This window comes from Amycolatopsis sp. NPDC024027 (assembly GCF_040638975.1).
Taxonomy (GTDB): domain Bacteria; phylum Actinomycetota; class Actinomycetes; order Mycobacteriales; family Pseudonocardiaceae; genus Amycolatopsis.
This window is the reverse complement of record NZ_JBEZYY010000003.1, coordinates 386,863-406,463: the sequence shown is the minus strand read 5'-3', so window position 1 is coordinate 406,463 and position 19,601 is coordinate 386,863. Positions and strand designations below refer to the sequence as shown.

General features: G+C 72.7%; 22 protein-coding genes. 13 read left to right on the top strand and 9 right to left on the bottom strand.

Annotated elements, in window-relative coordinates; genetic code table 11:
- The first annotated feature begins 4 nt into the window (after positions 1 to 4).
- The 5 genes from AB0F52_RS11230 (at position 5) to AB0F52_RS11210 (ending at position 5,880) form a co-directional block, all read left to right on the top strand.
- Positions 5 to 1,483 carry an APC family permease gene (locus AB0F52_RS11230; protein WP_360167873.1) on the top strand — a complete coding sequence of 493 codons (1,479 nt, stop codon included), beginning with the start codon at positions 5 to 7 and terminating at the stop codon, positions 1,481 to 1,483.
- Entirely contained in the window at positions 1,480 to 1,926 is a 447-nt protein-coding gene (locus tag AB0F52_RS11225; RefSeq protein WP_360167870.1) for a hypothetical protein, read from the top strand. The genes AB0F52_RS11230 and AB0F52_RS11225 overlap by 4 nt, the downstream gene beginning before the upstream one ends.
- Positions 1,923 to 3,275, top strand: coding sequence for a dipeptidase (locus AB0F52_RS11220; RefSeq protein WP_360167867.1), 1,353 nt, complete (start codon positions 1,923 to 1,925; stop codon positions 3,273 to 3,275). The genes AB0F52_RS11225 and AB0F52_RS11220 overlap by 4 nt, the downstream gene beginning before the upstream one ends.
- A gap of 81 nt (positions 3,276 to 3,356) precedes the next feature.
- Positions 3,357 to 4,145: a maleylpyruvate isomerase family mycothiol-dependent enzyme gene (locus AB0F52_RS11215; protein ID WP_360167864.1), complete on the top strand. Its 789-nt coding sequence runs from the start codon at positions 3,357 to 3,359 to the stop codon at positions 4,143 to 4,145.
- Between the two features lie 58 nt (positions 4,146 to 4,203).
- Positions 4,204 to 5,880 (top strand): MOSC and FAD-binding oxidoreductase domain-containing protein, encoded by a 1,677-nt coding sequence (locus AB0F52_RS11210; RefSeq protein WP_360167861.1) that lies wholly within the window; start codon positions 4,204 to 4,206, stop codon positions 5,878 to 5,880.
- Between the two features lie 126 nt (positions 5,881 to 6,006).
- On the opposite strand, the gene AB0F52_RS11205 is transcribed toward AB0F52_RS11210, so the two are convergent.
- From AB0F52_RS11205 to AB0F52_RS11175, 7 genes are read right to left on the bottom strand one after another with little or no spacing between them, the layout of a single operon-like run.
- The gene (locus AB0F52_RS11205) at positions 6,007 to 7,146 is read right to left on the bottom strand and encodes an alpha/beta fold hydrolase (protein ID WP_360167858.1); all 1,140 of its coding nucleotides are present in this window, start codon (positions 7,144 to 7,146) and stop codon (positions 6,007 to 6,009) included.
- A gap of 58 nt (positions 7,147 to 7,204) precedes the next feature.
- On the bottom strand, positions 7,205 to 7,606 hold the full coding sequence (locus AB0F52_RS11200; RefSeq protein WP_360167855.1) for an SDR family NAD(P)-dependent oxidoreductase: 402 nt from the start codon (positions 7,604 to 7,606) through the stop codon (positions 7,205 to 7,207).
- A complete protein-coding gene (locus AB0F52_RS11195) occupies positions 7,603 to 7,755 on the bottom strand; it encodes an SDR family NAD(P)-dependent oxidoreductase (RefSeq protein WP_360167852.1) in 153 nt (50 codons plus the stop codon). Before AB0F52_RS11195 ends, AB0F52_RS11200 begins: the two co-directional genes overlap by 4 nt.
- The gene (locus AB0F52_RS11190) at positions 7,752 to 8,645 is read right to left on the bottom strand and encodes a fumarylacetoacetate hydrolase family protein (protein ID WP_360167850.1); all 894 of its coding nucleotides are present in this window, start codon (positions 8,643 to 8,645) and stop codon (positions 7,752 to 7,754) included. Before AB0F52_RS11190 ends, AB0F52_RS11195 begins: the two co-directional genes overlap by 4 nt.
- Positions 8,645 to 9,583 (bottom strand): VOC family protein, encoded by a 939-nt coding sequence (locus AB0F52_RS11185; RefSeq protein ID WP_360167847.1) that lies wholly within the window; start codon positions 9,581 to 9,583, stop codon positions 8,645 to 8,647. Before AB0F52_RS11185 ends, AB0F52_RS11190 begins: the two co-directional genes overlap by 1 nt.
- 12 nt (positions 9,584 to 9,595) lie before the next feature.
- On the bottom strand, positions 9,596 to 10,720 hold the full coding sequence (locus tag AB0F52_RS11180) for an FAD-dependent oxidoreductase (RefSeq protein ID WP_360167844.1): 1,125 nt from the start codon (positions 10,718 to 10,720) through the stop codon (positions 9,596 to 9,598).
- 11 nt (positions 10,721 to 10,731) lie between these two features.
- Entirely contained in the window at positions 10,732 to 11,694 is a 963-nt protein-coding gene (locus AB0F52_RS11175) for a cyclase family protein (RefSeq protein WP_360167841.1), read from the bottom strand.
- A gap of 85 nt (positions 11,695 to 11,779) precedes the next feature.
- On the opposite strand from AB0F52_RS11175, the gene AB0F52_RS11170 reads away from it, so the two are divergent.
- The 3 genes from AB0F52_RS11170 (at position 11,780) to AB0F52_RS11160 (ending at position 14,931) form a co-directional block, all read left to right on the top strand.
- Positions 11,780 to 12,724 (top strand): LysR family transcriptional regulator, encoded by a 945-nt coding sequence (locus tag AB0F52_RS11170; RefSeq protein WP_360167838.1) that lies wholly within the window; start codon positions 11,780 to 11,782, stop codon positions 12,722 to 12,724.
- 83 nt (positions 12,725 to 12,807) lie between these two features.
- Complete coding sequence (locus AB0F52_RS11165; RefSeq protein ID WP_360167835.1) at positions 12,808 to 14,028, top strand: MFS transporter; 1,221 nt, start codon at positions 12,808 to 12,810, stop codon at positions 14,026 to 14,028.
- A gap of 27 nt (positions 14,029 to 14,055) precedes the next feature.
- Positions 14,056 to 14,931: a fumarylacetoacetate hydrolase family protein gene (locus AB0F52_RS11160; RefSeq protein WP_360167832.1), complete on the top strand. Its 876-nt coding sequence runs from the start codon at positions 14,056 to 14,058 to the stop codon at positions 14,929 to 14,931.
- Between the two features lie 29 nt (positions 14,932 to 14,960).
- Here the strand turns inward: AB0F52_RS11160 and AB0F52_RS11155 are convergent, their stop codons facing one another.
- Complete coding sequence (locus tag AB0F52_RS11155) at positions 14,961 to 15,923, bottom strand: NADP-dependent oxidoreductase (RefSeq protein ID WP_360167829.1); 963 nt, start codon at positions 15,921 to 15,923, stop codon at positions 14,961 to 14,963.
- A 76-nt stretch (positions 15,924 to 15,999) separates the two neighbouring features.
- Between AB0F52_RS11155 and AB0F52_RS11150 the strand changes: the two genes are divergently transcribed.
- From AB0F52_RS11150 to AB0F52_RS11135, 4 genes are all read left to right on the top strand, one after another.
- Entirely contained in the window at positions 16,000 to 16,578 is a 579-nt protein-coding gene (locus tag AB0F52_RS11150; protein WP_360167826.1) for a helix-turn-helix domain-containing protein, read from the top strand.
- A 182-nt stretch (positions 16,579 to 16,760) separates the two neighbouring features.
- Positions 16,761 to 17,207, top strand: coding sequence for a hypothetical protein (locus AB0F52_RS11145; protein WP_360167823.1), 447 nt, complete (start codon positions 16,761 to 16,763; stop codon positions 17,205 to 17,207).
- On the top strand, positions 17,204 to 17,479 hold the full coding sequence (locus AB0F52_RS11140; protein ID WP_360167820.1) for a hypothetical protein: 276 nt from the start codon (positions 17,204 to 17,206) through the stop codon (positions 17,477 to 17,479). The genes AB0F52_RS11145 and AB0F52_RS11140 overlap by 4 nt, the downstream gene beginning before the upstream one ends.
- Before the next feature lie 79 nt (positions 17,480 to 17,558).
- On the top strand, positions 17,559 to 18,005 hold the full coding sequence (locus AB0F52_RS11135) for an ATP-binding protein (RefSeq protein WP_360167817.1): 447 nt from the start codon (positions 17,559 to 17,561) through the stop codon (positions 18,003 to 18,005).
- Between the two features lie 87 nt (positions 18,006 to 18,092).
- Here AB0F52_RS11135 and AB0F52_RS11130 read toward each other — a convergent pair whose 3' ends face one another.
- Positions 18,093 to 18,353, bottom strand: a complete 261-nt coding sequence (locus tag AB0F52_RS11130; protein ID WP_360167814.1) for a hypothetical protein — start codon at positions 18,351 to 18,353, stop codon at positions 18,093 to 18,095.
- A gap of 817 nt (positions 18,354 to 19,170) precedes the next feature.
- Here AB0F52_RS11130 and AB0F52_RS11125 point away from each other — a divergent pair.
- Positions 19,171 to 19,503, top strand: a complete 333-nt coding sequence (locus AB0F52_RS11125) for a helix-turn-helix domain-containing protein (protein ID WP_360167811.1) — start codon at positions 19,171 to 19,173, stop codon at positions 19,501 to 19,503.
- The last annotated feature ends 98 nt before the right edge of the window (positions 19,504 to 19,601 follow it).

The window sequence follows — 19,601 nt, the reverse complement described above, 5'->3', positions numbered from 1 at the left end:
AGCCATGACCACGACCAACCGACCGAGCCGGACCCCGGAACCGGCGGGGACCTCCCCACCACCCGCCGAGGGGACGCGGCGCGCGCGGCCACCCGCCGCGGCGTGGATCTCCTGGATCGCGCTCGCGCTCATGACGACCAGTTCCGTGGCGAGCTTGCGCCCGTCGCCGACGATGGCCGTGTACGGCCTCGCGGCCGTCTTCCTCTACGTCGTCCCGGCGATCGTGTTCCTGCTGCCGACGTCGCTGGTTTCGGCCGAACTGGCGTCGGGCTGGCCGGGCGGGGGCTACAACTGGGTGGCGCTCGGGATCTCCAAGCCGATGGGGTTCCTGGCCGTCTGGTGCCAGTTCGCGATGACGATCTTCTACTACCCGAGCCTGCTCGGGTACGTCGCGAGCACGCTCGCGTACGTCTTCGACCCGAGCCTGGCGAACAGCGGCTGGTGGACGGCCGGCGTCATCGTCGTCGCGTACTGGTCGGGGGTCTGGATCTCCTCCCGCGGCACGAAGGGCGTGGCCGGGCTCGCCGGCGGCGGGCTCGTCATCGGGACGCTGGTCCCCGGCGCGCTGCTGGTGGTCCTCGGCGTCGTGTTCCTGGCCCAGGGGCACCCGTCCGCGGCGCCGATGTCGGCGGACCACCTGCTCCCCGCGTGGGCCGGGCTCGCGAGCCTGGTGCTGATCGTCAACAACTTCCTGTCCTACTCCGGGATGGAGATGAACGCCGTGCACGTCTCCTCGCTGCGCAAGCCGGGCAAGGAGTTCCCGCGGGCCATGTTCCTGGCGATGGGGCTGGTGCTGGTCATCTTCATCCTGCCCGCACTGGCGATCAGCTGGGTCATCCCCGCCGACCAGCTGTCGCTCACGGCCGGGGTGATGCAGGCCTTCGAAGCCGTGTTCGCCACCTTCGGCATCCAGTGGCTGACGCCGCTGATCGGCGTCATGCTCGTGCTGGCTTCGCTCGGCGGGATGCTGACCTGGCTGGCCGGTCCGTCGAAGGGCCTGCTCCTGATCTCCCGGCAGGAGGGGTACCTGCCGCCCTTCCTGCAGCGGCTCAACAAACAGGGCGTGCAGCGGAACATCCTCGTCGCCCAGGGCGCGATCACCACGCTGATCGCCCTCTGCTACGCCTTCATCCCGGACGTCTCGAGCGCCTACTGGATCTTCTCGGTGATCACCACCCAGGTGTACCTGATCATGTACCTGCTGATGTTCGTCGCGGCGGTGCGGTTGCGGCGCAAGCACCCCGACCACCCGCGCGGGTACCGCGCGCCGATGCTGCTGGGGCTGTGCGGGGTCGGGTTCTGCGCGTCGCTGGCCGCGCTGCTGGTCGGGTTCGTCCCGCCGTCGCAGTTCGGTTCGGGCAACCCGTGGGTGTACCTCGGGATCGTCGCGGGCGGCGCGCTCGGGCTCGGCCTGGTGGTGCCGTTCCTGTTCTACCGCCTGCGCAAACCGTCGTGGCGGCAACCGGAGGCGAGGGCGTCATGACCACTGTGGACGAACGATCGACCCGGACGCAGCGCGTGCTCGTCTACCTCGTCGTGGGGGTCGTCCTCGGCGGGTTGTTCGTGGCCGGGTACCTGCGCTACCACTCCGCGCGGGCCACCGCCGAAGCCGAGGCGAAAGCCGACCGGCTCGTCGCCCGGCTCGCCCAGGAGGGCGCGCGGGCGCCGTCGCGGGACCAGCTCGTCCGGCTGCTCGGCACGGACGGCGGCTCGATCTGCGTCGATCCCGCCGCCGCGCTCGCCCGCGCGACGAGCGACACCGGGTTCGTCAACGGCGCCGGCGGCCCCGGGACGCGCCCGGTCCTCGCGGCCGGCACCGTGGTGCGGGCGCAGCTGCTCGTCATCGAGGTGTACTGCCCGGAGAAGCTCCCCGCGTTCCAGGAGTACGTCAGCGGACTGGGCTTCGCCGACGTGGCGGGCGGGTGAGCGCGGTGGATCTCCGAAAGCGGGTCGGCGAGCTCATGCCGCGAGCGCGGGAAGACCTCGCGACCCTCGTCGCGATGCGGTCCGTCGCGGACCCGCGGCAGTTCCCGGCCGCGGACTGCCGGCGCGCCGCCGGCTGGGTGGCCGACGCGTTCGCCGGGGCCGGGTTCGCCACCCGCCTCGCCGACACCCCGGACGGCAGCCAGGCCGTGGTCGGGTCCCGGTCGTGCCGCCGCCCCGGGGCGCCGACGGTGCTGCTGTACGCGCACTACGACGTCCAGCCACCGCTGGGGGACGACGAGTGGCGGACACCGCCGTTCCGGCTGACCGAAGTGGACGGTCGCTGGTACGGGCGCGGCGCGGCCGACTGCAAGGGCAACATCCTCATGCACCTGACCGCGCTGCGCGCGCTCGGTGACGACCTGCCCGTCCACCTCAAGCTGGTCGTCGAAGGCTCCGAGGAACAGGGCACCGGCGGCCTGGAGGCGTTCGTGCCCGAGCACGCCGACCTCCTGCGGGCCGACACGATCCTGGTGGCCGACACCGGGAACGTCGCGGTCGGGCAGCCCGCCGTCACGGTCAGCCTGCGCGGGATGGTCAACGTCGTCGTCTCCGTCGAAGCGCTCTCGTCCGAGCTGCACTCGGGCATGTTCGGCGGCCCCGCCCCGGACGCGCTGGCGGCCTTGGTGTCGGTGCTCGCCACGCTCCGCGACGACGCGGGCGACACCACCGTCGACGGCCTGCCCAACGACGGCCGCTGGTCCGGGGCGCCGTACCCGGCGGAGCAGTTCCGCGCGGACGCGGGCCTGTCCCCCGGCGCCGTCCTGCTCGGCAGCGGCGAAGTGGCGGACACGCTGTGGGCGCGCTCGACGGCCACGGTGCTCGGCATCGACTGTCCTCCGGTGGTCGGGTCCGCGGCGGCCGTCACCCCGCGTGCCCGGGCGCGGCTGAACCTGCGGATCCCGCCCGGCGTCGAGCCGGCCGGCGCGGCCCGCGCGCTGACCGGGCACCTGCTCGCGGCGGCACCGTGGGGCGTGCGCCTGTCGGTGGAGGTCGAGGCGACCGGTCACCCGTTCCGGATGGCCACCGGCGGCCCGGCCTACCGGGGCATGGCCGCCGCCATGCAGAGCGCGTACGGCCGCCCGATGACGCAGCTCGGCCAGGGCGGCTCGATCCCGCTGTGCACGGTCCTGGCCGAGACGTACCCCGGCGCCGAGATCCTGCTCATCGGCGTCGAAGAGCCCCAGGCGCGCATCCACGCGCCCAACGAAAGCGTCGCACCGGAGGAGATCGCGGCCATGGCGCTGACCGAAGCGCTCTTCCTGCGCGGATACGCGGTAGGTTCCGGCTGAGGCGGTTGTCGATTCCGGCTGTCGTCGTTCGACGCCTGGTCGAAGGGCGCCCGCAGGGGCCCACCGAGCAGAGGACACCGCATGACCGAACTGAACGCCGACCACGCCCGGCGAGCGATCGTCGAACACACCCGGCGCCTGGCGGACGCGGCCGCCGAGGCCGGTCCCGGCGCCACCGTGCCGACGGCCCCGGGGTGGACGGTCACCGACCTGGTCGCGCATGTGGGCCAGACCCAGCACTGGGTCGCGGAGATCATCGAGCGCCGCATCACCGACCCCGCACAGCTGCCCGCGGAGATGGCTGTGCCGCCCACGAACCCCGGCGAGTGGCCGGCGTGGCTGGCGGAGTCCGCGCGGCGGGTCGCGAGCGCGTGCTCCGACGACGCGCTCGACGCGCCGGTGTTCAACGCCGCGGGCGACGAGCGATCCGGGACGCGGTTCTGGATGACCAGCATGCTCAACGAGGCGGTCGTCCACGGCTTCGACGCGGCCGGCGCAGCGGATCGACCGGCCGACGTCGACGCCGGCACCGCCGCCGCCCTCATCGGCAACCACCTCACGATGCTCACCTCCCCCACGTGGAAGGCGCAGCGGCCCGAGTCCGCCCACGCCCTCCGAGGCACCGGCCAGACCCTGCAGTGGCGGGCCACCGACGCCGCGGACGCCTGGTTCGTCGAACGGCGGCCGGACGGGGCGGCGTGGCAGCCCGCAGCTCGCGAGGCCGACGTGACGGTGACCGGCCCGGCGGGATCGCTGCTGCTGGTCTTGACCCGGCGACGCCCGCTCACCGAAGCCACCGGCATCAGCGTCGACGGCGACCTCGACCTCGTCCGGGATTGGCTCGACAACACCGCGCACGTCAGCGGCTGACGCACGACGAGTGTCGCGAAGTCTGCCGCCAGGCCGCGGACTGAAGGAGAAGACCACCATGGCCCGCTTGGTGTCGCTGAACGTCGGACTGCCCCAGGACGTGCCCTGGCAGGGCCGGACCGTCCACACCGGAATCTTCAAGTACCCGGTCGACGGCCGCCGCCTGGTCCGCCGGCTCAACGTCGACGGCGACGGCCAGGGCGACCTGGGCGGCCACGGCGGCGAGAACCGCGCGGTGCTCGTGTACCAGCGCCAGTCCTACGAACACTGGCGGCGGTTCCTCGGCCGCGAGGATCTCGAGGACGGCCGGTTCGGCGAAAACTTCACCGTCGACGGCCTGCCCGACGACGAGGTGCACATCGGCGACCGGTACCGGATCGGCGAGGCCGAGTTCGAGGTCACCCAGCCGCGCGTCACGTGCTTCCGCGTCGGGATGCGCCTCGGCGAGCCGCGGATGCCCGCCCTCCTGGTGGCGCACCACCGGCCCGGCTTCTACCTGCGGGTCATCACCGAAGGCCACGTCCAGGCCGGCGACGAGATCGTCCGCACCCGGACCGGACGGCACGAGCTGAGTGTCGCGGACGTCGACGCGCTCCTCTACCTGCCCGGCCGCGACCGGGACGTCCTGCGCAAGGCCGTCGACATCCCGGCGCTCAGCCCCGGCTGGCAGGGATCGTTCCGCGACCTGCTGGCCGCGGCGGAGCCACCGGCACCCCGCGGCTGGCGCGGGTTCCGGCCGCTGCGCGTCGCCCGGGTGGTGCCCGAGAGCACGACCGTGGCCTCGCTCCACCTGGCCGCCGAAGACGGCGCGCCGCTCCCCCGGCCCGAGCCGGGCCAGTACCTCACCCTGCGGGTCCCCGGGGCCGGCGACCCGGCCCCGGTCCGCAGCTACTCGCTGTCGGCGGCGCCGTCGGACCGCGAGTACCGCATCAGCGTCAAGCGCGACGGAGTGGTCAGCAGCTACCTCCACACGCGCTTGGCGGCCGGCGCGGTCGTGGACGTCGCGGCGCCCCGAGGCGACTTCGTCCTGACCGACGACGACCGGCCCGTGGTCCTCGTGTCCGCGGGCATCGGCGTGACGCCGGTCCTGGCGATGCTGCACGCCCTCGCCGCGAGCCGGACCGCACGGGCGGTCTGGTGGCTGCACACCACCCGGACCGCGGCCGAACACGCGTTCGCCGGCGAAGCGCACGAGCTGCTGGCGAGCCTTCCGCACGGCCACGAGCACATCCACTACACCGCGGAAAGCGGCCGGCTGACCCGCGAAGCGCTGTCGGCTTTGGCTCTTCCCACCGACGGCACGGCCTACCTGTGCGGACCGGACGCCTTCATGACGGCGATGCGGGAGTCTTTGGTATCGCTGGGCTTCGATCCCACCCGTGTCCACAGTGAACTGTTCGGCGGCGTGTCCGCGATCAACCCGGGCCTCACCGGCGTCGTCCGGAAGACTCCTCATCCCCCGGCCGGTCCCGCGGGAACGGGACCGGCGGTCACGTTCGCGCGCAGCGGCCTCACGGTGCCCTGGAGCGACGGCTACCCGAGCCTGCTCGAGTTCGCCGAGGCCTGCGACGTGCCGACGCGCTGGTCCTGCCGCACCGGCGTCTGCCACACCTGCGTCACCCCGGTGCTTTCCGGCCACGTGCGGTACGACCCCGAACCGCTCGAGCCACCGGCGCCGGACGAAGCGCTCGTGTGCTGCGCCCGGCCACCGGAGGACGTCGTCCTCGACCTTTGACGACTGCCGCCGGCCGTGTCGGCTCCGAAGTCGACCACTGCCGAAGCTAGATCGTGCCTGACAGGCGGCTCGCGCATCCGAGAGCACCTGAACCGCGACACGACCAGCAGCACCCCCGGCGCGCCGCTAGTGCGCCAGGGTGCCGGCGACCCAGTCGGCGATGTACGTGCTGGTGTGGGACAGGTGGTCGAGGCCGATGTGCTCGGTCGCGCCCTCCTCCGCGGTGAACAGCCGGAGGTGGCGGTTCGGGCTGTTCACCGCCTGTTCGTACGAGCGATGCGCGTAACGCACGGGGATCTGGCGGTCGTTTTCGCCGTGGCAGATCAGGAACGGCACGGTGATGTGCTCGACGACGCCGTCGAGGTGCACCGCGTCCGCGAACTCCGGGAACGTCCCGAGGTCGTCGTGGCCCCAGACCCACAGCACGTGCTCCCAGTAGTGCGGCACCGGGCGTTCGCCCTCGCGCTCCAGGCGCCGGCGTTGCACCGCGCCCCAGTCGTGGTTGGCGCCCCACGCGACCACGAGCGCGAGGCGTTTCTCGAACGCCGCCGCGCGCGGGGCGTAGTAGCCGCCCAAGGACCAGCCGGCGAGCCCGATCCGGGTGGCGTCGACGTCGGCGCGGGTTTCCAGGTAGTCCACGCACGCGGTGGCCCAGCCCTCCGTCTCGACGCGCGCGGTCAGCCCCTGCAGGCGCAGCGCCTCGCCCGAGCCGGGACAGTCGACCATGAGGCAGGAGATGCCGCGGGCGGCGAGCTCGGCCCAGTGCCCGGACGAGTACATGTGCTCCTTCGTCGAGTCCAGGCCGTTCCACATGATCAGCACCGGCGCCCCGGGCCCCGCCGCGCTGAAGTACGCGGGCAACGTCGTCCCTTCGAAGGGAACCGCCACGCGGGTCACCGCCGGCGACACGAGCTCCAGGGCCTTCTGCTGCAGTTCCAGGACGCGGCGGTAGGTGTCGAGCCGGCCGGGCGCGGACGCGCTCTGCAGGCGTTCGGCCTGGCAGAGGTAGTTGGTGGCGCGGGTGTAGAGCTGCCCGGCGGTGCGGGGGTGGCCGGCCTTCTCGGCCGCTTCGGCCTGGCCGACGAGCTGGTCGGTCAGCGCCGTCCACGCCCGCAGGAACTCTCGAGTGCCGGCGTCCTCGCCCTGGGCGGCGGCCTCGCGGATGGGACGGCAGGCGCGGTCGACCTCGTCGATGAGGCCACCGCTGTTGAGGGTGGCGACGACGCCGAGGTTCCAGACGTAGTTGCCGGGGAAGTACTCGAACACGGGGGTTCCTCTCAGGTTCGTGCTGCTTCGCTGATCGACTTCACACCGCCGTGCGCGGTCATCCCGCCGTCCACGGGGATGTCGGCACCAGAGATGGAGGGAGGACTCGTCGCCGAGCAGGAACGCCACGAGCGCGGCGACCTCGGCGGTGGTCCCGGTCCGTCCGAGCGGGGTCTCGGCGACGTTCGCGGCGCGGAACGCGGGCGGGGCCGCCCAGTTCGAGGCAGGCCGCCCTGGTGAAGCCGCGCAGCGCCCACATGCTCGCGGTGTAGGCGACCGGGTGGTGACCGGTCAGCGCGGCGGCCGAGCCGACCACGACGATCGACCCGCCGGAGGGCAGCACCGGCAGGACCGCCCGCACGGCCCCCCGGTGGACGCCGCCCACGTTGATGTCCGGCACGCGGGCCAGGTCCGCCGGGTCCAGCTCGGCGAGCCGGGCCCACCCGGCGGAGTCCGTCACGTCGAGCTGCCGGTAGCCGACGCCGGGCAGGTCCGCGGTTTCGCGAGGTCGGCACCGATGACCGTGGCGCCGTCCGCGGCCAGGCGCCGGGCCACCGCCGCGCCGAGGCCCTGCCCGGCGCCGGTGACCAGCACGGTCTTGCCCCTCACCGCGACCGGTCCCGGGTGCGGGCCGGGCGGACCGGCGGCGGGTCGATCCCGGCGACGACCGTGTTGCGGATCGTGCCGATGCCCGCCACGGTCATCTCGACGACGTCACCGGGCTTCAGCGGCGGCGGGTCCTGCGCGCCGCGGCGGCCCCACAGCTCGGCGAGGCAGCCGCCGTTGCCGCAGGTGCCGGAGCCGAGCACGTCGCCGGGCCGGAGCCGGGTGCCGCGCGCGGCGTAGGCGACGAGCTCCTCGAACGGCCAGCCCATGTTGGCCAGCCGGTCGTGCCCGATCTCGACGCCGTTGACCGACGCCCGCATGTCCAGATCGAGGAAACCGTCACCGTCCACGGTGAACTCGTCCGCGGTCACCAGCCACGGCCCGAGCGTCGTGACGGAATCCTTGCCCTTCGCCGGCCCCAGTCCCACCTTCATCTCGCGGCGCTGGAGGTCGCGGGCCGACCAGTCGTTGAAGATGGTGTAGCCGAAGATCCCGTCCGGGCCCAGCACGGCCGCGACCTCCAGCTCGAAGTCGAACAACCGCGAACCGGGTGGGATCGGGACGTCGTCGTGCGCGCCGGCCAGCGCGGCCGGGTTGGTGAAGTAGAACGTCGGGGCCTCATACCACTCCGGCGGCACCGGACCCGGGGCGACCATGCCCTCGACGTGTTCCTCGAAGGCGACGAAGTCCCGCACGGACGGCGGTTCGAGCGGCGGCAGCAGCCGCACCTCGGTCAGCGGCACCACCGGTCCATCGAGGACACGGGCACCGACGGGCAGGCCGGACCGCACCAGGTCCAGGACCGTCACCCCGGCCGGGAAGGCGCGGACGCCGTCATCGGAGACCACGCCGGCGCGCACTGCGCCGCGGTGTTCGTAGGTGGCGAGCCGCATCAGACCGGCGGGGCCACGAAGAGGCCCTTGTCGGGGTCGTTGAACGACTTCCGCGCGACGAACTCGTTCATCGCGTTCGCGGTGCCCCACTGGTCGGCCACCTCGGGCTTCGAGAAGTCGTGCAGCTGCGGGTGCCAGCTGTCCTCGTCGACCAGCTCCAGCTCGGTGGTGTACTCGACGGTGTTGCCGTGCGGGTCGAGGAAGTAGCTGAAGGTGTTGTGGCCGGCCAGGTGGCGGCCCGGGCCCCAGATCTTCTCGACACCGGCGCGCAGCAGCCGGCCGGTGCCGCGCAGGTACTCGTCGAGGCCGCGCAGCTCGAACGACGCGTGGTGCAGCGACGGGTGCGGGCAGCGCGCGATCGCCAGGCTGTGGTGCCAGGCGTTGATCCGCAGGAAGTACATCATCTCCCCCATCCGCGGGTGCATCAGCGTGTCGGACAGCCGGAAGCCGAGGTGGCGCTCGTAGAAGGCCCGGGTGCCTTCGGGATCGGCGGAGTTGACGACCACATGGGACAGTCGCACCGGGACGGACTCGCCTTCCTCGATCCGCCGGTGGCTTCGCGTGGCGACGTCCGCGCTGGTCTCGATCGTGCGGCCTTCGTTGTCGAAGAACCGGAACCCGTACCCGCCGCCCGGGGTGTCCAGGGCGCGGGGCTCGTGCACGAGCGTGATCCCGGCCGCGGCCAGCCGGCCGGCCAGGGTGTCGACGTCGGCGGCCGTCGCGACGCCGAAGGCGATCAGGTCGATCCGCTTGTCGGCGGCCTGCCGCAGCCGGACGACGTACTGCTCCGGCGAGCCTTCGGCGGCGAGGAAGGTGATTCCGGTGTCGGCGTGTTCCTCGGCGAGGCCCCAGGTGCCGGTGTAGAAGTCCTGCTGCCGTGCGAGGTCGGGCACGGCGAGGTCCACGTGCCGCAGATGGGTGATCAGGCGGTCGGTCACGGTTTCGTCCTTTCAGGCGGGCTGGGACACGAGGTCGCCGATGCGGCGGACCAGGCCGGGCACGTCGCCCTGCTCGTGGTCGAGCAGCCACTGTCCGAGCTGGTTGGAGGCCTCGACGACGGTGCTCGCGCGGTCGTGGCGGCGGGCCGTGAACTCCGTCCAGAGGTCGTCGTCGACAACGTTCCGGGTGAGGAGCAGCTCGGCCAGCACCGCGGCATCTTCGAGGGCTTGGGCGCCGCCTTGGGCGAGGGTCGGCGGGCAGGAGTGCGCGGCGTCGCCGACGAGCACGACCCGGCCGCGGTGCCACGGCGCCGGCACGACGTGTGTCTCGAAGCGCGTGTAGTTCACCCGGCTCGGATCGTCCAGCGTGGGCCGGATCTCGTCCCACGGCCCGTGGTAGGCGCCGGCGAGCCGGCGCAGGGTGGCGAGCCGCTCCTCCGGCGTCAGTCCACTGTGGTCCCGGAACTCCTCGACGATGAACGCGTAGAGGGAGTCCGCACCGGTCGGCGTGTACCCGGCGATGTAGGACGGGCCGCCGTAGCACAGGTCGGTGTGGGTGATCGACGCCGGACGCGGCCCGAACGCGCGCCAGATCCCCATGCCGGTCGGCCGGGGCGGCACGTCGATGCCGATCAGCCCGCGGATCGCCGAGCGGATGCCGTCGGCGCCGACGACGAGGTCGTACCGGCCGGCCGTCCCCGAGGCGAGCGTGACCTCGACGCCGGAGCCGTCCTGATCGAGGTGGGTCACCGTGTCGCCGAAGCGGGTCTTCACGCCGGTCTCGTGGGCACGGTCCAGCAGGATCCGGGCCAGCGCCGGGCGGGGCATGCCCATCGAGGCGGGCAGGTCGGCCCCGCCGCTGCGGACGTCGGGGATCCGGGCCAGCACGGTGCCGTCCGGCGCGCGCAGCCCGAGGCAGTCGAAGGGGTATCCGGCCGCCTCGGCCCGCGGCCACACCCCGAGCCGGCGCAGTTCGCGCAAGGCGTTGCCCTGCAACGTGATGCCCGACCCGATGGCCGAGACGTCCGGCTTGAGCTCGACGAGGTCGACGGCGACGCCGTCGCGCGCGAGCAGGATCGCGGTGGCGGCGCCGGCGAGACCGCCGCCGACGACCAGCACCTTGGTGACCGCGGGCATGGGGGAACTCCTTATTTGACGGCGATGGGCGCGACCGGCGCGCCGACCGCGCCGGTCACCGGCAGCGGGGCGGCGGTGAGCCAGAACTCGTGGACGCCGTCGGCCGCGCAGTCGGCGGCGAGCGCGTCGAGGTCCCACATCTCGCCGAGGAACAGGCCGAGGTGCGGGATGGCCACCTGGTGCAGGGGCTGGAAGGCGTCGTCGAACTCGTTGGGCCGGACTTCGACGCCCCACGTGTCGGTCGCGATGCCGGCGATCTCCGTGCCGTGCAGCCAGTCCACCGTGGAGAAGGACAGGCCGGGCGAGTCGCCGCCGGCGTAGTCGCCCCAGCCCTCCCGCCGGGCGCGGGTGAGCCGCCCGGTCCGCACCAGCAGGAGGTCGCCGCGGCCGACGCGCGCGGTGGCGCCGTGCTCGGCGATCGTCGCCTCCAGGTGGTCCGCGGTGATCGCGAAGCCGTCGGGCAGCTCGCCGCCGGATCCGAACACGCGGCCCACGTCCAGGAGCACCCCGCGGCCCGCGAGCAGCCCGGCCGTGGTTTCGATGCCGGTGACGCGGTCGCCCTCGCTGGTCACGACGTCCCCGGCGCGCCGGCCGTTGTAGGCGAGGCCGTGGTCGAAGATGTGACCGAGGCCGTCCCACTGCGTCGAGGCCTGCAGCGGCATGGACACCACGTCGTCGGCCCCGCCGATGCCGTGCGGGAACCCCTGCGTGCCGCGTTCGGCGTCCGTGCCGGTGTCGAGCATGGTGTGCACCGGGTTGGTGCGCCGCCGCCAGCCCTTCTGCGGCCCGTCGGCGTCGAAGCGTTGCGCGAGCGAGAAACTCGCGCCGCGCCGGACGAGCGCGGCGCCTTCTCGGCGCTTGGCGGCGTCGAGGAAGTTGAGGGTGCCGAGGACGTCGTCGGCACCCCAGCGGCCCCAGTTGGAGCACCGCTGGGCCGCCGCTGCGATCGCGCCCTCGGGATCGGTTCGGTCCACGCCTTCACTGTCGGTGCGCGGGCGATATCAGGGAAGACGAAGTCGTTGATGTGCGGTATCAGCGGCGTTGATACGGTGGGCGATCGTGAACCTCGCCCGGTTGGACCTGAACCTGCTGGTGGCCCTGGACGCGCTGCTGCAGGAGCGCAGCGTCACGCGCGCGGCCGAGCGGATGGGCCTCGGCCAGCCGGCGGTGTCCGCCCAGCTGGGCCGGCTGCGCCGGCACTTCCACGACGACCTGCTGACCCGCGCCGGCAACCAGTACCGGCTCACGCCGCTGGCCGTGCAGCTCAAGGAACGCGTGCGGGTCGCCCTGTCCGGCGCCGAGCGGGTCTTCGCGGCCGAACCCGATTTCGATCCCGCGTCGTCCACCCGCGAGTTCTCGATGCTGATGAGCGACTACGGGATCGCCGTGCTCGGAGCGGGAATCGCCGCCCGGCTCGCCGAGGAGGCCCCGGGCACCCGGCTGCGGTTCCCCGCGAACACCCCGAAGATGGTCGACGCGGCCGTGCACGAACTCGTCCACACCGACCTGCTGGTCATCCCGCACGGGTTCGTCGACGACCTGCCGCACGAGGACCTCTACCGCGACGAATGGGTGTGCCTGGTCGCCGCGGGCAACACCGGCGTCGGGGAGTCCCTGACCGTCGCGCAGCTGGAGACGATGCCGTGGGTCGTCACCTACCACGGCCCCACCGCGTCCACGCCCGCCGCGCGGCAGATGCGCATGCTCGGGATCGAGCCGCACGTCCAGGTGGTCACCGAGACGTTCCTGACCGTGCCGGGACTGGTCGCGGGCACGAACCGGGTCGCGCTGCTCCAGCGGCGCCTGGCGGACGGGATCCCGGACGAGCTCGGCGTGCGCGCCCTGCCGTGCCCGTTCGAGGCGGCCCCGCTGGTGGAAGCCATGTGGTGGCACCCGATGTACGACGACGACCCCGAGCACCGCTACCTGCGGGACGTCGTCATGCGGACGGTGGCGGCGGTGATCGGCATCGACGGCGTCGATGCGCCGCTTCGGCGGAAGTGATTTCCGCATCTCCGCGCCGGGGCTGACACTTCGACGCACACGCCGGTCGCCGAAGACCGGCTCGTGCCTCCCCGGAGCTGCCCGTGTCCGATCAGTCCGTCTCCGCTCCCGCACCCGCCGCCGATCGCGCCGGCGGCCGGCAGGCCGGTCCCGCCCAGGCGGTCGTGCTGCTGCTGGCCAGTTGCCTTTCGGTGCTCGGCGCGGTGCTGCTCGCCCCGGTCCTGCCCCGCATCCAGGACGCGTTCGCCGGCACGCCCGGCGTCACCACGCTCACGCCGATGGTGCTGACCGTGCCCGCGCTGGTCATCGGGCTCACCGCGTCGATCGCCGGCCGCGTCGTCGACCGGCTCGGCCGCAAGCGGCTGCTGGTGGGCGCGCTCGTCGTGTACGCGTTCGTCGGGACCGCGCCGCTGTGGCTGTCGTCCCTGCCGCTGATCGTCGCGAGCCGCGTGCTGGTCGGGCTCACCGAGGCCGCGATCATGACGTGCTGCACGACCTTGCTCGCCGACTACTTCCACGGGGCCGAGCGGGACCGGTACTTCGGCCTGCAGACCGTCTACACCACTGTCGCCGCAACGGTTTTCTTCGCCGCCGGCGGGCTGCTGGGCTCCTGGGGCTGGCGAACGCCGTTCTGGCTCTACGCGGTCAGCCTGCCGCTCGCGTTCGCCGCCGCGCGGGTCATCCGGCAGCCGTCGCGGACCCGCGGCCACGAAAAGCTCCCGTCCTTGCCGTGGCGCACCTTCCTGGCACCGGTCGGCGTCACCTTGGCCGGCGGTCTCGTGTTCTACGTCCTCATCGTCGAACTGTCTTATGTGCTCGACGGCATCGGCGTCACCGCCACCGCGACCGTCGGGCTGGTCAGCGCGGCCGGTTCACTGGCCACCGCCGTCGCGGCGTACCTGTTCCCCCGGTTCGCCCAACGGGGTCCCGCGGTCACGATCCCCGCGGCGTTCGTCCTGTGCGGACTCGGCATCCTCGTCCTGGCGCCGGCCTCCTCGGTGCCGGTCGTGGTGCTCGGCGCGGTCGTGACCGGCCTCGGCAACGGGCTGATGCTGCCCGCCCTGCTGACCTGGGCGCTGGGGAGCCTGACGTTCGCCCAGCGCGGCCGGGGCACCGGCATCTGGACCTCGGCCCTGTTCATCGGCCAGTTCGCCAGCCCGCTCGTCGTGCTCGCCCTGGCCGGAGCGACCACCGGCCTCTCCCCGGCCCTGCTCGTCGTCGGCGCCGCCGCGCTCCTGCTCGCCCTGGTGGCCGGCGTCCTGGCCGTCCGGCACTCGTTGACCACCGCGCCGCGCACTCCGTAGGTTCGGTACCGAACGAGGAGGTGCGGGATGAGTCACTTGGTGCGTTTCGCCGACGGAACCGGCGACATCCGGGTCGGTCTGCTCGCCGACGAGCAGCTGCGGCCGCTCGCGGTGGCCTCGATGAGTGACCTGCTGCGCCGCCCGGTGGCGGAGATCCGCGAGCTGGCCGACGCCGCCGGCGCGCCCGTGCCGACGGCCGGGACGCGCCTGCTGCCGCCGCTGGACGGGCGGATGGAGGTGTGGGCCGCCGGGGTGACCTACTTGCGGTCCGAGGAGGCCCGCCGCGAAGAGAGCGCCGACGAGGACGTCTACGCACGGGTCTACCGCGCGCAGCGGCCGGAACTGTTCTTCAAGTCGGCGGCGTGGCGCGTGGTCACCGACGGCGAGCCGATCGCCGTCCGCGCCGACTCCGCCAACAACGTGCCGGAGCCGGAACTCGGGCTGCTGCTGACGAGTGGCGGGGAGATCGCCGGCTACGTGGTGGTCGACGACGTCAGCTCCCGGAGCATCGAAGGCGAGAACCCGCTGTACCTCCCGCAGGCCAAGATCTACACCGGTTCGTGCGCGGTGTCGGCGCGGGTGCGGCCGGCGTGGGAGGTGCCGGACCCGCGGTCGCTCGACCTCCGCATGCGCATCCTGCGCGACGGTGACGAGGTTTTCGCGGGCGAGGCCAGTACCGCCCGGCTGAACCGTGAACCGGCCGGACTCGTCGAGTACCTCTGGCGGGACAACGACTTCCCCGACGGCGCCGTGCTCTCGACGGGCACGTCCGTCGTGCCCGGGCTCGATCAAGGGCTGCGGCCGGGAGACGTGGTCGAGATCGAGATCGGCGAGGTCGGCTCGCTGCACACCCCCGTGGTGCTGGGCGCGGACGAGGTGCGCCGGGTGCTCGCGGCCCGCTGAGGCGCACTGCACCCGGCGGCGCAGCTGAGCTACAGGTCGATGACGACCTTGCCCCGCACGTGCCGGCCGGCCTGGAGTTCGGCCGCGCGGCGGATCTGCTCGATCGGGAAGCTCGCCGCGATCGGCACCCGCAGCCGGCCCGCCGCGACCAGGCGCGCGATCTCTTCCAAGGCGTCGGGAGCGGCGTTCGCTCCGTTGGCCCCCGCCACGCCGTCGACCTGCGTGGCGATGGTGCAGATGCGACGGTCCGGGACGCCGAGTTCCCGCGCGACGTGCACGGTCTCCACGCCGTACAGATCGAGGGCGGCGGTGACGCCGCCGGGCGCGAGGGCCCGGACCCGCTCGGCCAGGCCCTCGCCGTAGGTGACCGGCTCGGCTCCCAGATCGCGCAGGTAGCCGGCCGAGGCCGCCGACCCGGTCCCGATCACGCGCGCTCCGGCGATCCGGGCCAGCTGGACGGCGAACACCCCGACCCCGCCCGCCGCCCCGCCGATCAGCACCGTGTCGCCGGGGCCGGCGCCGGCCGCGGCTAGGGCGGCGGATGCCGTGCGGCCCGCGACCGTGAGGGTGGCGGCGGTGCGGTCGTCGACACCGCCGGGCGTGTGGTGGACCTCGTTCGCCGCGGTCTCCCCGGTCGCGTCGACCACCACGAAGCCGGCGACCGCGCGCGACAGCGCACCGCCGAACACGCGGTCGCCGGGCGCGAAGCCGGTCACCCCGGCACCGGCCTGGTCCACCACGCCCGCGTAGTCGGTCCCGAACCCGGCCGGGAGGCTCAAACCGAACCGGGCCGCGGTGTCCGCGTCGGCGGTCATGATCCAGTCCATCGGGTTCAGGCCGGCCGCGGTGACCCGCACCCGGACCTGGCCCGGGCCGGCCTGGGGAGCGGACATCTCCCGGATGTCCAGGACTTCCGGGCCGCCGAACGACTCGAGCCGGACCGCCCTGCTCCGGTCCGCCGGCAGTGGGGTGCGCTGTTCCTGCGTGGACATGTGTCTCCTCGACCACCTCGAAACGGACTATGCTCCGTTTACTCGATGACCGTAACACAACCGGAGCGTGTTCCGTTTGACTGAGACCGAGAGGCGCGCGCCGCGGGCGGACGCGGCCCGCAACCGTGACCAGCTGCTCGCGGTGGCGACCCGGGTGTTCGTCTCGGCCGACGACGAGCCGTCGATGCGGGCGATCGCCCGTGAGGCGGGGGTCGGCATCGCCACGCTGTACCGGCACTTCCCGACCCGCGAGTCGCTGGTCGACGCGGTCTACCGGGACCAGGTCGCGCGGCTGACGACCGGAGCCCGCGAACTGCTCGGCGGACTGGCCCCGGCGGCGGCGATGCGGCGCTGGATGGACCTGTTCGGGGACTGGATCGCGACCAAGAACGGCATGCTCGACACGCTGCTCGCGATGATCGAGTCGGGCGAGATCGCTCACGCGCGGACCCGGACCGAGTTGCTGGCGGCCATCACCACGCTCCTCGACGCCGGCCGGGCTGCGGGCGACCTCCGCTCCGACGTCACCGCCGAAGACGTCGCCGCCGCCCTCATCGGCATCTTCACCGTCGCGCCCCGGCCCGCGCACGAAGCCAAGGCCGGGCGCCTGCTGAACCTCCTGATGGACGGTCTCCGGCCCGCGCCGGCCGCCTGAGCCGCCGCACCCGTGGCGAGATCCAGGTGTTCCTTGTCCCGACGGCCAATTGTGGACGGCGCCGGAGGTGAAGAGCATGGCGAGTGATCACCCCCGGCGAAAGGATCACCGATGCCCCACCCGCCAGTCCCGTTCGCGCTCTTCGACGGCGGCGTCACCGTCACCGGCGAGTGGGAGGACGCGTGAAGGCCTTCCTGCTGTCCGTGCACGTCCTGGCCGCGATCCTCGCCATCGGGCCGGTCGCGGTCGCCGCGAGCATGTTCCCGCCCGCGGCTCGCGCCGCCCACCTGACGCCGGACGACCCCCGCAAGAACGCCGTTCCCGGCGTGCTGCACCGGATCACCCGCGTCTACGCGGTCATCGGCATCTTCGTGCCGGTCTTCGGCATCGCCACCGGCGCCGCCCTCGGCGTGCTCGGCGATGCCTGGCTGATCGTCTCGATGGTGCTGACCGCGGGCGCCGCCGCACTCCTGGTCGGACTGGTTCTGCCGGGGCAGCAACGAGTTCTCGGCACCGGCCACCCGGATCGGCGCCTGGCGATGTCCACCGGGCTCTTCAACCTGCTGTGGGCGGTGGTGGTCGTCCTCATGATCGTCCGGCCGGGCTCGACGACCGGAGCCGGCCGGTGACCCCGCGACGTGCCCTGCACCTCCTCGGCGCCGTCGAACTGACGACACTGGCGTTCCTGCTGCTCAACCTGGTCACCGTCCACCACCGCACGGTTTCCGGCATCCTCGGCCCGGTGCACGGCCTGGCCTACACCGCCACGATCATCGCGGCGGTGCTCCTGGCGCACGGCCGGCGGCGGGTCTGGTTGTCCGCGCTCGTGCCGGGATTCGGTGGACTGCTGGCGGCGCGCGCCGTCAATGCCCGCCGGGTCCGCGCAGGCCTCGAGGATTGAATTCACCCTTTCCGGGGTACCGCCCCAGAGCGGACGTCTTCAGCAGCGAGGGCGGAGAGCCTGGAAGGGTGGGTTCGTCATGCCCGAGCCGAGCACCGGCCCGGCGCCGCCGTCGTGGTCGATGGACCTGCGCGGCACCACCGCGCCGGCACTGGTCGAGATCCGCCGCTGGGCGTCCCGGACCCTCGCCGGGGTCGATGACGCCCACCTGGGGGACGTGCTCCTCGTGGCCACCGAGCTGGTGACCAACGCCTACGACCACGGCCGCGGCCCGCTGCAGGTCCGCATGAGCCACACCCCGAACCCGTGCCGGGTGCGGATCGAAGTCGACGACAACTGCCCGGACCACCCCGAGGTCATCACCCCGTCACTCGAGCGCCCCGGTGGCCGCGGCATGCACATCGTGGACAAGCTCGCCCACGCCTGGGGCGTGCTCGAGCACCCGGCCGGCACCAAGACGGTGTGGGCGGAAGTGGCCTGCGACGGCGTCGACGCAGTGCCGTGCGCGGCGGCGACCTGTTCCTGAGCCGGCTCCGCCCCCCGCGATCACCGAGCGGGACACGTCGGCGGATGGGTCTCGGCTCCTCCGGGCAGGTGTAGCGATCGACCGGGGTCAGGCGCCGAGGCGGCTGTAGAGCCGGCTGGCCAGGGACCCGGCCAGCTGGTTCAAGGCGGCGTGCGGATCGAGCTGCGCGAACTGCCCGAGCAGCTCCGCCGCCGCGTAGGCCTCGGCCTGCGACAACACCGCCACGCACCGCTCCCGCCGGCCCCGCTCCAGCAACCGCGTCAGCGCCTCGGCGTACTCCGCGAGGTCGGCGACCTCGGTCAGGCCGTAACGCTGCTCGAGCGGATCCTGGACGGCCTCGTCACTCACGGTCGCACCCCTCTTCCTCACCGTCAGACCTCCACGCGTCAGAAAATCTATGCCAGCCGGAGTAGACATTGCCCGCCGGGTGTGTGTAGTGTTCTTCTCGTAGCGAGAGAGACAACGTCAAGCAGGCGCGGGAGAGGACGTAACTACCCGCGAGGTGAGACAAGACGGTCAGGCAGCGCGGAGCCGATCACGGAACAAGGTTTCGGCTGGTGACCGGAAGCAGTAACCCAGGGCCGGGTTGTGAAGAAGGTTCGACCAGGTAGGACCGGCCCCTGGGCGCAGTTTGTGGCAAGACGCAGCAGTTGCAGGACACGGGCGGAGCGTGTGCGCCCGTGAAGATCAGCAGTATCCGTAGTTGTTCGTGCAAGTTGTTCGTGCAAGTGCAGTGGCAGGACCGGTCAGGTGGCCGGAGCCGATCAGTGAACGGGGCTCCGGGCAGTGACCAGCGGCGTCAGCGTGCTGGGACCGATCAGTGGAAGGGTTCCGGCAGTGACGTCCGCAGCGGCAAGTGAAGTGGCAGTACCGGAAGTAGCAGTAACAGCAGTACCCAGTAAGTGGAAAACACCGGAGAGAAGGGATCGGGAGCATCATTGGATCGCCCGCAGCGGCTCGGTAGCGCCGCGCGGGTGCCGTAGGCCCATCGAGTTCGGAGGTGGTGCTCGGTCACGCATGAGCGATCCCCGCGAGTTCCGGTTTTCGGCCGGACGCGGGTGCAGGAAGCCGGCGGTCGCGCCGGTGGACAATGGTGAAACCCAACCCTTTGAGGACCCCGGGTGCCGTGCACGGCACCCGGGGTCCTTTGTGATGTGGAGGTGGAATGATTCCTGACCAAGCAGGACCGGCCACGCCCGGCGCGGCCGACAAGTTCGACGACGAGCAGTACCCCGCCTACACGATGGGCCGGGCCGCCGACATGCTCGGCACCACGCAAGGTTTCCTGCGCAGCCTCGACGAAGCCGGGCTGATCACGCCGCAGCGGTCCGCCGGCGGGCATCGCCGCTACTCACGCCGGCAGCTGCGGCTGGCCGCCCGCGTGCGGGAACTGGTCGACCAGGGCACCGCCATCGACGCCGCCTGCCGCATCGTCAGCCTCGAAGACCAGCTCCACGAAGCCCAGCGCCTCAACATCCAACTCCGTCCCCACGACTGAGCTTTCCAGCCGGCCCGGCCGCGAAACGGCAGTGACGTTTCGCGCCCCGGCCGCCCGCTCCGCTTGCCCCCCAGCCGGTTCACCATCGCCGGTGACCG

What these genes read in the sequence shown, in the direction of transcription:
- AB0F52_RS11230 (WP_360167873.1), top strand. Translation starts at nt 5, where the DNA reads ATGACCACGACCAACCGACCGAGCCGGACCCCGGAACCGGCGGGGACC.
- AB0F52_RS11225 (WP_360167870.1), top strand. Translation starts at nt 1,480, where the DNA reads ATGACCACTGTGGACGAACGATCGACCCGGACGCAGCGCGTGCTCGTC.
- AB0F52_RS11215 (WP_360167864.1), top strand. Translation starts at nt 3,357, where the DNA reads ATGACCGAACTGAACGCCGACCACGCCCGGCGAGCGATCGTCGAACAC.
- AB0F52_RS11210 (WP_360167861.1), top strand. Translation starts at nt 4,204, where the DNA reads ATGGCCCGCTTGGTGTCGCTGAACGTCGGACTGCCCCAGGACGTGCCC.
- AB0F52_RS11190 (WP_360167850.1), bottom strand. Translation starts at nt 8,645, where the DNA reads ATGCGGCTCGCCACCTACGAACACCGCGGCGCAGTGCGCGCCGGCGTG.
- AB0F52_RS11180 (WP_360167844.1), bottom strand. Translation starts at nt 10,720, where the DNA reads ATGCCCGCGGTCACCAAGGTGCTGGTCGTCGGCGGCGGTCTCGCCGGC.
- AB0F52_RS11160 (WP_360167832.1), top strand. Translation starts at nt 14,056, where the DNA reads ATGAGTCACTTGGTGCGTTTCGCCGACGGAACCGGCGACATCCGGGTC.
- AB0F52_RS11155 (WP_360167829.1), bottom strand. Translation starts at nt 15,923, where the DNA reads ATGTCCACGCAGGAACAGCGCACCCCACTGCCGGCGGACCGGAGCAGG.
- AB0F52_RS11135 (WP_360167817.1), top strand. Translation starts at nt 17,559, where the DNA reads ATGCCCGAGCCGAGCACCGGCCCGGCGCCGCCGTCGTGGTCGATGGAC.
- AB0F52_RS11125 (WP_360167811.1), top strand. Translation starts at nt 19,171, where the DNA reads ATGATTCCTGACCAAGCAGGACCGGCCACGCCCGGCGCGGCCGACAAG.